Source organism: Gordonia sp. IITR100 (genome assembly GCF_002009645.1).
Taxonomy (GTDB): Bacteria; Actinomycetota; Actinomycetes; order Mycobacteriales; family Mycobacteriaceae; genus Gordonia; species Gordonia hongkongensis.
Genome location: NZ_MVKV01000023.1, coordinates 21,146 through 33,875, shown reverse-complemented (window position 1 = coordinate 33,875; position 12,730 = coordinate 21,146). Strand labels below are relative to the sequence as shown.

7 protein-coding genes and 1 pseudogene are annotated in these 12,730 nt (G+C 68.2%); 4 read left to right on the top strand and 4 right to left on the bottom strand.

The genetic code is table 11. The features are described 5' to 3' along the window. Positions 1-36 precede the first annotated feature (36 nt). Positions 37-3,720: a (Fe-S)-binding protein gene (locus tag B1818_RS21915; protein ID WP_078114007.1), complete on the bottom strand. Its 3,684-nt coding sequence runs from the start codon at positions 3,718-3,720 to the stop codon at positions 37-39. Between the two features lie 229 nt (positions 3,721-3,949). Further along, the gene (locus B1818_RS21910; protein ID WP_058249642.1) at positions 3,950-5,323 is read right to left on the bottom strand and encodes a wax ester/triacylglycerol synthase family O-acyltransferase; all 1,374 of its coding nucleotides are present in this window, start codon (positions 5,321-5,323) and stop codon (positions 3,950-3,952) included. 215 nt (positions 5,324-5,538) lie between these two features. On the opposite strand from B1818_RS21910, the gene B1818_RS21905 reads away from it, so the two are divergent. Continuing rightward, positions 5,539-6,066, top strand: coding sequence for a vancomycin high temperature exclusion protein (locus B1818_RS21905; protein ID WP_078114032.1), 528 nt, complete (start codon positions 5,539-5,541; stop codon positions 6,064-6,066). A 28-nt stretch (positions 6,067-6,094) separates the two neighbouring features. On the opposite strand, the gene B1818_RS21900 is transcribed toward B1818_RS21905, so the two are convergent. Beyond that, on the bottom strand, positions 6,095-8,326 hold the full coding sequence (locus B1818_RS21900; protein ID WP_078114006.1) for an acyltransferase family protein: 2,232 nt from the start codon (positions 8,324-8,326) through the stop codon (positions 6,095-6,097). Between the two features lie 138 nt (positions 8,327-8,464). On the opposite strand from B1818_RS21900, the gene B1818_RS21895 reads away from it, so the two are divergent. The 3 genes and pseudogenes from B1818_RS21895 to B1818_RS21885 all read left to right on the top strand — a co-directional run bounded on the left by B1818_RS21895 (position 8,465) and on the right by B1818_RS21885 (position 11,513). Further along, the gene (locus B1818_RS21895; protein WP_078114005.1) at positions 8,465-9,025 is read left to right on the top strand and encodes a dihydrofolate reductase family protein; all 561 of its coding nucleotides are present in this window, start codon (positions 8,465-8,467) and stop codon (positions 9,023-9,025) included. Positions 9,026-9,152: 127 nt separating this feature from the next. Beyond that, positions 9,153-10,510 (top strand): annotated as a pseudogene (locus B1818_RS21890) (styrene monooxygenase/indole monooxygenase family protein). 70 nt (positions 10,511-10,580) lie between these two features. Continuing rightward, positions 10,581-11,513, top strand: coding sequence for an oxidoreductase (locus B1818_RS21885; protein ID WP_078114004.1), 933 nt, complete (start codon positions 10,581-10,583; stop codon positions 11,511-11,513). Between the two features lie 128 nt (positions 11,514-11,641). Here the strand turns inward: B1818_RS21885 and B1818_RS21880 are convergent, their stop codons facing one another. Then, complete coding sequence (locus B1818_RS21880; protein ID WP_078114003.1) at positions 11,642-12,727, bottom strand: dihydrodipicolinate reductase; 1,086 nt, start codon at positions 12,725-12,727, stop codon at positions 11,642-11,644. Positions 12,728-12,730: the final 3 nt, after the last annotated feature.

Genomic DNA, 12,730 nt, shown 5'->3' with positions numbered 1-12,730 from the left:
ACCGAATGGTCGGAGCCCGTTCTGCGGTACTGCGATCTACTTGTGGCCGGGCCGCTTCTTGCCGGCCGCGATGCCGAAGCCCTTGGCCTTCGACGCCCCGGTCTCGGCGACCGTGCGAGCGGCGGACGAACCGTTGCTCGACGCCGCAGGCGCCGCCTCTGTGTCGGCGTCGTCTGCGTCGCCCGCGGTCTCGACCTCGGCCGTCTCCGCGTCGTCGGCCTCTGTTACCGGAGCCTCGGCGGCCGGGGCCTCGTTCACAGGCGCTTCGGTCGCTGCGGCCTCGGCTGGTGCCTCCTCGGCCTGCGGGGCCTCGGGTTCTGGCTCAGCCGCTTCCGGAGTCGGAGCAGCTGCCGGTGCGGCCTTGCTCGCGCCGCCCGGTCGCTTCTTGCCCGCGGCCATGCCGAAGCCCTTGGCCTTGGCCGGCTTCTCCTCGGTCAGCACGGCGGCCGAGCCGCCCTGCGATGCCTCGGCGGCTGGCGTCTCAGCAGCCGGAGCCTCGGCAGCGGGTGCCTCGGCGGTCTCGGCCGGTGCGACGTCCGCCTCGGGAGCGGGGGCGTCCGCAGCCTCGGCAGGTGCCGCGGCCGGCTTGGCCGCGGCCTTGCCGATACCGCCGGGCCGCTTCTTGCCCGCGGACATCCCGAAGCCCTTGGCCTTGCCGGGCTTCTCTTCCGTTGCCGCAGCAACGGGTGATTCCGTCGCCGATCCCGCGGTCGCCGACTCCGCTGTCGTCGTTCCCGCTGTCGCCGAGGCCGATTCCGTGTCCACGGTGGGGGCGGCGTCCGGGGCCGATTCGCTTTCGTCGACCTTGCTCTCGGCGGGCGCGGTCACCCCGGCGGCGGGGGCCGCCGCGTTGGTGGTCTTCTGACCCGGGCGCTTGGCCTTGCCCATGCCGAAGCCCTTGGATGCGGGCTTCTTCTCGGCCTGCGGCGTCTCGGTGGTGGCCTCGGCGACCTCCTCCTTGACCGCCTCGGACGACTCGGTCTCGGCCGGCACCGGCTCGGCGGTACCACCGGCGGGCTTGCTCGCGGCACCGGGACGCTTGGCGCCGCCCTTCATGCCGAAGCCCTTGGCTGCGGGCTTCTTCTCGGCGGGTGCCTCGGCTGCGGTCTCGGCTGCGGTCTCGGCGGCTGCCGACTCCGGGGCGGCCGACGCCGCTGCGGCGCCGGGCTTTTTGCCGCCCTTCATGCCGAAGCCCTTCGATGCCGGCTTCTTCTCGGCGGGTGCCTTCTCGGCAGGTGCTTCTGGTGCCGCGGTCTTGGCCGCCGCGCCCGGCTTCTTGCCGCCCTTCATGCCCAGGCCGACCTTCGGCTTCGGCGCGGCCTCGGTGGCCGCGGCCGACGCAGTCGCCGCCGCGGGCACCTTCTCGGGCTCGGGTTCCGGCTCCGGTTCGGCGAGGGTGGGACGCGGTCCGAGGAACCGGCCGCCGAGTTTGACCTCGGTCCGGTCGCGCTTCACCGATTCGAGCAGCAACTGCGCGACGTCGACGACCTCGACCTTGCCCTCGGACTCGGTACCGCTCGTCCGGGCGGTCACGCCGTCGGTGAGCATGACGCGGCAGAACGGACAGCCGGTCGCGACCTTCTTGACCTGATCGCCGGTGGTGTCGCCGAGGGTGTCCAGCGCCTCGTCGACCCGGTCGATGTTGATCCGCTTGCCGATCTGCTCTTCCATCCACATCCGGGCGCCGCCGGCACCACAGCACATGGACCGTTCGCCGTGACGCGGCATCTCGGTCAGCGTCGAACCGGCCGCACCCATCAACTCACGCGGGGCGTCGTAGACCTTGTTGTGGCGGCCCAGGTAGCACGGGTCGTGGTAGGTGACGCCCTCGCCGAGCGGTGCGACGGGGACGAGCCGCTTCTCGCGCACGAGACGGTTCAGCAGCTGCGTGTGGTGGACGACCTCGTATTTCGCGCCCAGCTGCGGGTACTCGTTGCCCAGCGCATTGAAGCAGTGCGCACAGGTGACGACGACCTTCTTGCGCTGCTCGGGCGCGGTCGCGAAGACCTCGCCGAGCATCTCGATGTTCTGCTGCGCGAGCATCTGGAAGAGGAACTCGTTGCCGGCGCGTCGTGCGGAGTCACCGGTACAGGTCTCGCCCTCGCCGAGGACCATGAAGTTCACCGCGGCCATGTCGAGGAGCTCGGCGACGGCCTTGGTGGTCTTCTTCGCGCGGTCTTCGTAAGCACCGGCACAGCCGACCCAGAACAGGTACTCGAAGCCCTCGAACGACTCGACGTCCTTGCCGAAGACCGGGATCTCGATGTCCATCTCGTCGATCCAGGCGGTGCGCGCGGAGGCGTTCTGGCCCCACGGGTTGCCCTTGTTCTCGAGGTTCTTGAACATGCCGGCCAGCTCGGTCGGGAAGTCCGACTCGATCAGGACCTGGTAGCGGCGCATGTCGAGGATGTGGTCGACGTGCTCGATGTCAACGGGGCACTGCTCGACGCAGGCACCGCAGGTGGTGCAGCTCCACAGGGTCTCGGTGTCGATGACGGCACCGAGCGCCTCGGGATCGAACTCACCCTCCACGGCTTCGACGACCTGACCGCCGCCGAGATCGCCCTTGGACTCGCCGACGAGCTTGCGGGCCGCCTCGGCACGCGCCGATTCCGGGATCGCGTTGAGCTTGTCCTCGAGGACGTTGCCGTCGGCATCGACGAGGCCGACCTCGTCGCCGCCCATGTCCTTGCGGCCACCGGCGAGCAGGTACGGGGCCTTGGCGTTGCCGTGGTCGCGCAGCGACATGATGAGCAGCTTCGGGCTCAGCGGCTTGCCGGTGTTCCACGCCGGACACTGCGACTGGCAGCGGCCACACTCGGTACACGTGGTGAAGTCGAGCCAGCCCTTCCAGGAGAAGTCCTCGATCTTGCCGGCGCCGAACGCGTCGACATCGGGATCGGCGGTCTCCATGTCGAGGACCTTGCCCTGGCTCATCATCGGCTTCGCGGCACCGAGGGCGACGCCGCCGTCCTGCTCGCGCTTGAAGTAGATGTTGGGGAAAGCCGAGAAACGGTGCCAGGCAACGCCCCAGCTGATGTTCATGCCGACCATGGCCAGCCAGACCATGCCGCTCATGAGCTTGATGACGGCGAAGATCGACACCAGCGTCGGGGACGCCGGGAGGATCTTGGCGACCTGCATCGTGAAGAAATCGGAGTAGGCGTTCGCGTGGCCGTAGGTCGCGATCTTCGACGCCTTGACCAGGATCATCCCCAGGCCTTCGAGCAGCACGATGGCCTCGACGAAGTAGGCCGGTCCGAAGCGCGAACCACCGAAGCGCGACAGCCGCTCGGGGACGCGCGGGTGGTTGAGCTGGCGGATCACGATCAGCACGATGATGCCGACGACGGTGGCGATCCCGAGCAGCTCGTCCCAGAGGTGCCACGCGAAGGTGTCACCGAAGACGGGCCAGTGGAACTCCGGGTTGATGGACTGTCCGTAGGCCTCGAACCACAGCAGGAATCCGCCGAGGAAGCCGACCATCACGAGCCAGTGCGCCCAGCCGACGGTGCGGAACTTCACCATGCGCGTGTGGACGATGAATTCCTTCATCATCGTCAGGAAGCGCGGGAGGATGGGCCAGAAGCGGGAGCTGTCGACCTTGTGCCCGAGCTTGATGGTGCGGAAGATCCGCACCATGCCACCGAGGAACAGGTACCAGCAGAGGAGGCTGATCACCGCGGCTGTCGTGCCGATGGCAATCGTCGTGGTAGTCACGGGCGCGTACCGGCCTTTCGTCTAGGTCGTCCGCCCCCGGTCGCGGAACGCGAGGCTGGGTACCACGGGGCGGTGTACTACAGGTAACCGTAATTCGTTGCGCCACCGGCGCGCTGCCAAGGCTGGCCTAATTACGCTGGTCTACCTCATATCAGATGATACTCGCGAGTAACTTACTGTCGAGTCAGGGTGTCCGAAGCCACGTCCGGGCCACGGCCGCTCGGAGACGTCACCGCGTTCGCGCGACCTTCTCGAGTTCCTCGAGCGCCGTATCGAGGTGCGTGAGCAGGCGTTGCAGGCTCGGGAGCTGGGCCCGGGCGCCGATCAGCCCGAAGTTGATGTGCTCGGCGGTGCTGGTCACCGTGATGTTGAGCGCGAGACCCTGCGTCGGGATGGAGACCGGGTACACCCCGTCGAGGCGGGCGCCGTTCCAGTACAGGTGCTTCGACGGCCCGGGGACGTTGCTGATGATGATGTTGAACTGCGGGGGGACGTACTGGACGAAGCCGGGCACGGTCGCGAAGGCGAGCGGCGCGAAATTCGCCGCTCCCAGCGCGAGCGCCTGCAGCGGACGAAGGCCCCGGACCACCGACTTGCTGTGGCGCGCCGACTCGACGAGTTTGTCCAGGCGGCGTTCGGGATCCGGCTCATCGGTCGCGAGACTCACCAGGATGGCGGTCACCGCGTTGCCGTCGTCATCGCCGTCGGTGTGCATCGACACCGGCACCGCCGCGATGAGCGGGGCGTCGGGCAGGGCGTCCTGGTCGATGAGGTACGACCGCAGGGCTCCTGAACACATCGCGACGATCACGTCGTTGAGGGTGATGTTCCGGGCATCGGCCACTGCCCGAAGACGGTCGATCTCCCACTGCTGCGAGGCGAATCGGCGGGCGCTCCCGATCGCGACGTCGAGAATCGTGCGCGGGGCCCGTCCAAGTGGGGCGACGAACTCCGGGTCGCGGAGGCCGGCCACCGCGACCTTCGCGGCCGCGGGCCCGAGGCCGGCGACCTGGCCTGCCACGTTCGCCAGGCCGGACACCCGGCTGCGCAGACTCGGCGAGGGGCGCGGGGGTCGACGCTCGACCAGCGCCGGGTCCCAGGGTGCAGTACCCGACCGGTCGTCGGGGTCGTCGGACAAGGTCCGCTGGAGCAGGCGCAACGCGGAGACGCCGTCGACGACGGAGTGGTGGATCTTGCTGTAGAGCGCCACCCGGCCGTCGTCGAGACCCTCGATGACGTGGATCTCCCACATCGGTCGGAACCGGTCCATCAGGGCCCCATGGTTGAGGGAGACGTATCGCAGCAGCTCGCGGACGCGGCCGGGGCGGGGGAGCACAGTCCGGCGGACGTGGTAGTCGAAGTCGATCTCGTCGTCGAAGGACCACGCCACGTTGCCCAGCAGGGTCACCGGTACCGCCGGCCGCTTGCGGAAGGTCGGATGGACTTCGGTGCAGCCGCAGAACGCCTCGATGATCTCTTCGGCGAGTTCGCTCGACGACTGGCCCTCGCGCGGTACGAACAGTTGGAGTCCGCCCACGTGCATGGGCTGCTCCCGCGTCTCGGCGAGGAGGAACATCGACGAGGTGACCGGCATGTACGGCATCGCACCATCACTTTCACACCACGAAATGGATGCGCGCACAGGCTGAGCGCGACCGAGGTCCCCTCAGTATCACGGGGCGACTGCCGGGTCGGGGCTCGAATGGGCATGTTGGGAGTCGGTCCCCCTACGTTGTAGGGGTGAGGTCAGGTGCTCGTCTCGTCGTACCGGTGCTGCTGGTGCTGGTCGAACTGTGGATCACCCTGGCCGTCACCTGGATGTACTTCTCGTCGGTCGGCAGGATCGACGACGCGACGGCGCCGGCCCGCCGGTCCACGCTGCTGGTGCTGGGTTCCCTCGTCTACGACGACGGCTCGCCCGGCGACTACGTGCGAGGCCGGCTCGACACGGCGCTGGAGCTGTACCGGTCCGGGGGAGTGGACCGGATCATCAACTCGGGCAACGGTTCCGAGGAGGCCGGAAACGAACCCGCGGTGATGCGAAGCTATCTCGAGGAACGTGGTGCCCACCCGCGGGCGATCGTCGACGACCCGGCCGGCCTCGACACCGCGGCGAGCTGCCGACGCGCCCGCGAGGTGTTCGGCGTCGACGAGGTGGTCATCGTGACGCAGAATTTCCACCTGCGCCGTGCCATCGCGTTGTGCCGCGACCAGGGCGTCGACGCGCGCGGTGTCGCGGCCCGATGTGACTGTCCCGCCTGGACTCTCGCCCGGAACCACGTCCGCGAGACGGTGTTCGCCGGGCCGCGGGCGGTGCTGACGGCGGTCACATCTCCCGCTCCCTGAGGAGCGAGCTTGCGAGCGTCACGAAGGGTCACCACCAGCCCAGCGACCGCTGGAGATCGGCTTCGACGGCGGGGATCAGGCTGCGGACGAAGGTCGCCGAGAGATGGTGGAAGTCGTGCCACACCAGGATGTTCCCGACGACCGCGGGGCAGTACTCGTCGTCGCACATGGCGTCGGTGTAGTCGAGGAAGCTCATGTTGGGGAACTCGCCGGCGAGCGCGGCGGCGGGGTCGGCCGGCGCCATCGCCTGTGCTCGGGGCACGCCGCACACCTCGGGTTTGCGTCCGCTGGCGAGACACTCCGGCGGCTTGAGTTGTCCGGTCGCCCAGGGGTTGTCGCGGACCGCGACGACCCGCTGCCCGCGGTCGCGGAACTCGGCGAAGATCTCTTCGTAGTCCTTGGGGACGTAGTCGCCGTCGCCCGACTCGACGGGCCGGGTGCTGTTGGTGAACACGACATCCGGCTTGTCGACGGCGAGCCGCTCCATGACGCGACGCGACCAGTCGTTGCACTGGTAGTACTTCTGGCCGAACCACGTGAACACGTGCTCGGTCGTGAGGGCGCACCCGACCTTGAGGTAGGTGGTCACGCGGAAGTCGTGGCGCTTGCCGATGGCGTCGAGCGCGGTGATCCACTGTTCCGCATGCGAACCGCCGACCAGCGCGATGGTTCGGGTGGCGTTCACGTTGCCGTAGTACCCGACCTTGATGGACGGGTCCTTCCAGCCGCTGATGATCGAGTCGTAGGAGGTGATCGGCCAGTCCATGTCGACGACTTGGGGACTCGGTTGTGCGGTCACGTTCGGTACCGGAGCGCCGTCGAGGAATGCCCGCGCACCCGGGTACAGCCGTGGGTCGAGGTTCTGGGTGTCGAGGGTGGCGTTGGCGGCGTCGCGCTGCCAGGTCACCGCGGCGGCGCCGGCTGCGACGCTGATAACGACCAGTACCGCGACGAGGGCGCGCCGGTAGCCTCTGGTCTTCTCGAACGGCGGCCGCGCGACCACGCCATCGGCATCGGGCGGCACCGGGGACTGCTTCCGCTTCGCCGACCCGGCACGCAGCGGCGCCTCGACGTACTTCGTGGTCAGCCAGGCGAGCAGCACGGACACGGCCAGAATGGCGGAGCCCTCGAACCACGAGACGTCGTCCTGATAGCGCCACGCCAGGTAGAAGATGAGCAGCGGCCAGTGCCACAGGTACAGCGCGTAGGCGATCGAGCCCAGCCACACCAGCCGGGGATGGGCGAGACCGCGGCTCACCCCGGATCGGATCGAGGTCTGGCCGGACGCCGTCTTCTGATCGACGGGGGCCTGATCGATGGGGGCGGTCTGGGACGAGCCGACCCAGATGAGGATCAGCGTCGCTCCCACGGGGACGAGCGCCCACGCCGCGGGGTATTCCTGGACGCCGGCGATCCACCAGCCACACGTCACGATGAGGCCCAGGGCCACGAGTCCCAGTAGGTCACGCACCCGCTGCGACAGCGCGATCCGCGGCATCCACACCGCGAGGAGTCCGCCCACGAGCGGTTCCCACAGACGGGCCACGGTGTCGTAGTAGGTGAAGGGCTGGTTGATCCCGTGGCGGTAGTTGGCCCACGCGAAGGAGCCCAGTGCGACGACGCCGAGCGCGATCCCGACGACTCCACGGACCACCTTGGGGTCGGCGAAGAATGCGGATCGCCGGCCGAGGGCACGCAGCACCGCGCCCAGTGCCAGCGCGCAGACGAGGGTGAGGACGAAGAACTGGCCCTGCATCGACATGGACCAGAGATGCTGCATCGGGCTGTTCGCGGAGTCGGCGGCCGCGTAGTCCTGCGACTCGAACGCGAGGTGCCAGTTCTGGTAGTACAGGGCACTGGCCTGCAGTTCGGCCCCGAGCGGTCCCCAACGCGTCGTCGGCATGATCAGCGCGATCAGTCCGGCGGTGACCGCGAGGACCAGCAGCAGAGCGGGCAGCAACCGGCGCAGGAGCCGGGAGAATCGCGGCCACGGATTGATCGCCGCGCCCCAGGAACTCGTCGTGGGCTGGGTCGCCAGGACGTGCTTGAGCAGAGACGCGACGAAGAAGTAACCGGACAGGGTCAGGAAGACGTCGACGCCGCCGGACACCCGGCCGAACCAGACATGGAAGATCGCGACCAGCGCGATCGCGATGCCGCGCAGCCCGTCGAGGTCCAGCCGGTACCCGGACGTGTTGCCGGTCGCGGCGTCCTCGTTCGGGGTTGCGACGGGTGTCGCATCGGTCAGGGGCGTACGCACAGAGGGCGATGGTACTTGCCCGCACCTGAGGGAAGCCTGGCACGAGCGGGGTGTCGTCGGACCTCACAGCAGACTCGTGGATTCACCTGCTGCGTCGGAGTCCGCGACTGTGTCGGCGAGGCGTCGTAACATCCCCGCATGCTGCTCTTGTCGATGGGCGTCTCGGTGGACGGCTTCATCTCCGACCGCGACGGCAACTTCAACTGGTCGGTCCCCTCTGACGATCTGTTCGCCTTCCACACCGAACGGGTCGGCGAACTCGGTGCCTTCGTGTGCGGGCGACGGCTCTACGAGACGATGCTGGTCTGGGAGACCGACCCGCGGATGCGTGAGAACGACGCGGATGCCGCGTTCGCCGACATCTGGTCGGCGCTGCCCAAGGTGGTCTTCAGCCGCACCCTCACGTCGGTCGAGGGCAACGCGCGGTTGGCGCAGGGATCGCTGGCCGACGAGCTCACCGCGGTGCTGGACTCGACCGACGGTGACGTGGAGATCGGCGGCGCCGACTTGGCCCGGCAGGCAATCGAACTCGGATTCGTCGACGAGTTCCGCATCTTCCGCTACCCGGTCATCGTCGGTGGCGGTACCCCGTTGCTGCCGCCGGTCGCCGACACGATCCGGCTGTCGCTCGCCGAGACCCGGACCTACGGCGGACAGGTGATCTACGAGCGGTACCGCCGGGTTCGCGACGACGCGTAGCGTCCCCACCCGAGCCGGCGCCGACGCGCCGATTCGTTCTCGGTGCGTCTAACCCTTCAGCCACACCGATCGCCCCGGCACGCTGTCGAGCAGTCATTCCACGGCGACAACCAGGGGAGATCCACTCATGACAGCACGACGATCGGTCGCGATCATCGGGGCCGGGCTGGCCGGGACCAGCGCGGCACTCGGATTCGTCGACGCCGGATTCGACGTCACGCTCTACAGCGACCGGGACCGCGAGTCGCTGCGCGACAAGGTGCCGCCGACCGGGGTCGGGGTGCTCTTCGGAAAGCCGCGCGAGTGGGACGCCGAGATCTCGACGACCTGTACGAGGTCGGCAACACGACGGGTATCAGCGCTCGTCTGTACTCGGGTGCAGGCGACGAGCGCGCCGCGGTCCTCGAGTTCAATCCGGACTACGGCTACGTCGCACAGGCTGTCGACCTGCGCCTGCGTGCCGACGACCGCCTGGCCCGGTTCCTGGACCGCGGTGGACGATTCGAGGTGGGGCAGATCGGGCTCGACCGCCTCGACGCGATCGCCGCCGACGCCGACATCACCCTCGTCGCGACCGGCAAGGGCGGTTTGTCGACGCTCTTCCCGGTCGACGAATCACGTAGTCACTACCGGGAACCGCAGCGTCGTCTGCTGCAGGTCACCCTGACCGGCGTCGACCACGGCCCCGAATCCTTCGCTTACCGCAGCAGCGCGGGCGGCGAGCACTCGCTGTTCAACCTCGATGCCCAGAACGGGGAGATCTTCGTCGGACCGTTCCTGCACAAAGATGCCGGGCCGACGTGGTCGTTCATCGTCTTCGCCAAGTCCGACGGAGCGTGGGCGGCCCGGCTCGATGACGTCCACGACGCGGTGTCCGCCCGGCAGACGATCTCCGGCATCTTCGCGGAGTACTTCCCGGAGGACGCACCGGTCGTCGACCAGCTCGAGGTCATCGAGTCCGATCCGGTCTCGTGGCTCAAGGGCGCGGTCACCCCGACTGTCCGGCAGGCTGTCGCGACCACCGCGGGTGGACATCCGGTCGCGGCGATCGGTGACACCGCGATCGCCGTCGACCCGGTCGCGGGCCAGGGGGCAGCCAACACGCTGTTCCAGGTCGCCGAACTCGTCAAGGCCGCACGGGACCACGAGGGTGAGTTCACCGCCGAGTGGCTGTCGGCGGAGTTCGAGAAGCACTGGGAGCGACGCGGACGGGCCGCGGTCGAGGTCACCCGGCTCTACCTGGGCGACCCCGACTACGCGACCCACCTGGAGTTGTCGTTTCCGGCTGCCGCCGTCAGTCCCGCCATCGCGTCGGCCCTGTTCGGTCTCCTCTCCGAACCGAATCCGCTGCTCGGTCTGCGGACCCGCGAGGACGTGGAGGGCTTCATCGCCGCGGTGGCCGGAGAGCCGCACGACGAGGTCCTCGCCCGCTTCGCGCCGGCCGGACAATTCAGCAGCGCCGCCCCGGAGGCCGTGAGCGCCTGACTCTCGCTCCCTCCGGCGCCATGTGATACGAACAACATCGTCGTTCGAGCCGGTGCCGGAGGGGGCAGATGTGAAGTCGGGGTGGACGTTGGCCGACGCGCCTCCGCAAACCGGACGGGTCGCGGTGGTGACCGGGGCGAACTCGGGGATCGGGCGCGAGATCGCGCTCGGGCTGGCGACTCTGGGCGCGCGCGTGGTGCTGGCGTGCCGTAACCCGCAGACGTCGGCCGAGGCTCGCGACGACATCGTGGGCAAGGTCCCCGGGGCAGAGTTGGAGCTCGTCGATCTCGACCTTGCGAGTCTCAATTCCGTCCATGACGCCGCCGCCGAGATCCGGCGGCGTCATCCTCGGCTCGATCTGCTGGTCAACAACGCCGGGGTCATGCGGGCGCGGCGCGAACTGACCCCCGATGGTTTCGAGATGGACTTCGGCACGAATTATCTCGGTCACTACGCACTCACCGGGCTCCTGACCGATCGCCTGCTCGCCGCGGACTCGGCACGCGTGGTCACCGTGGGCAGCCATGTCCACCGGGCGGGCTCGATCGACTTCGCCGATCTGCCGATGGACCGCAGTTTCAGTACCGCCGCAGCGTATGCGCGTGCGAAGCTCGCCCAGATGCTGTTCGCAATGGAACTCGACCGCCGGATGAGAAGTGCTGAGGTGTCTGCGATCTCGCTGGCGGCCCACCCCGGAGGCACCCGGACCGGGGTGATGCGTGAGCAGAGCCGGTTCCTCCAGTGGGCCTACCACGCGCCGTCGCTGCGCTGGCTCACCGACCGGTTCATCATGGACCCGCCCGACGGTGCCCTGCCGGTTCTTCGTGCCGCCACCGATCCGAAGGCTCAGGGCGGCGACTACTACGGTCCGGTCGGCAGTCTCGGGCTCGTTGGTCCGCCCGTACTGGTCGAGCCGTCGGTGAAGGCCAACGACCGCGACGTCGCCGCACGGCTGTGGGACATCGGTGCCGAGCTCACCGGGGTGACCATCGACCTCGGTTGACTTCTTGTCAGAGCTTGAACCGACCCCCATTGCTCCCTGAGGTGCGAGGAGCGAAGCGACCATTATTCTTGCTCCCTGAGGTGCGAGGAGTGCTAGCGACGAGCCACGAAGGGTCGCAACACGTTCCGTCAGATCGCGAACCGCCCGGCGAACGACCGCAGCGGGAGGTCGGCGCTCGTCACTATGCCCGGCGCGGCCGCGACGACGGACGTGATCGAGTTGAGGGCCGGGAGTCCGGTGACGGTCATGCCGATGGATGCGAAGTTCTCCGGCTTGCTGAGGTCGAAGCCCTTACGCGGGAAGATCATGTGCTTGGAGTAGATGTTCGGGTCGCCGGTGACCTGGGTGATGTAGCAGGCCTGGATGTTCCACGACGGATCGGTGTGCGGTGTCATCTGCCATTCGAGGTGGGATTCGACGCGCGCCACACCGTCGACCATGCCCTGGTATTTGATGTAGCTGCCGCCCAGCGAACCCTCCGGGAGCTGATACCAGCCGAGGTCGACGTCCTTGGTGCAGGCGCCCAGCTCGTAGGAGAACGCCACCTCGTCGAGTTCGAGGTCGAAGGCGTCGGCCATCAGGTAGACGGAGTCCGCGAACACCGCGGTGTACTTGTACAGCGAGTCGGGGATGCTCGGATCGTCCACGGGCAGGCCGTAACCCACCGCCTTCCAGGTGTCCACGGAGTGGTGGCAGGAAACGTCGACGGACTCGATGACCGTCACGTTCTCGATGTCGGCCACATCGGCGGTGTGCACGATGCCGAGGATCTGCGCGAGACCGGGGTTCATGCCGGTGCCGTAGAAGGTCGCGCCGCCGCGCTCGCAGGCCTCGGCGATCACCTCGCTGACCTTGCGTCCGGAGTGGTGGGGGTGATTGGTGTCGCGATGGAATCCGGTGATCCAGTCCGCCGTGGTCACGACGTTGATTCCGGCCTCGAGAACCTGGACGTAGAGGTCCTCGTCGGGGAAGACGCCGTGGAAGGTGAGGACATCCGGACGGGCGGCGATGATCTCCTCGACCGTGCCGGTTGCGGTCACACCGACCGGATCGAGGCCGACGATCTCGCCGGCGTCGCGACCGATCTTGTCGGGCGTATAGCAGTGCAGGCCAACCAGTTCGAGATCTGGATGCGACTGGATGCGCCCGATCATCTCGGTGCCGAGATTGCCGGTGGCGACTTGGAAGACCCGGACTTGTTCGGTGGTGGTCATGAC

Coding starts and splice junctions, on each gene's coding strand:
- B1818_RS21910 (WP_058249642.1), bottom strand. CDS start 5,323: ATGCCGTACATGCCGGTCACCTCGTCGATGTTCCTCCTCGCCGAGACG.
- B1818_RS21905 (WP_078114032.1), top strand. CDS start 5,539: ATGTACTTCTCGTCGGTCGGCAGGATCGACGACGCGACGGCGCCGGCC.
- B1818_RS21895 (WP_078114005.1), top strand. CDS start 8,465: ATGCTGCTCTTGTCGATGGGCGTCTCGGTGGACGGCTTCATCTCCGAC.
- B1818_RS21880 (WP_078114003.1), bottom strand. CDS start 12,727: ATGACCACCACCGAACAAGTCCGGGTCTTCCAAGTCGCCACCGGCAAT.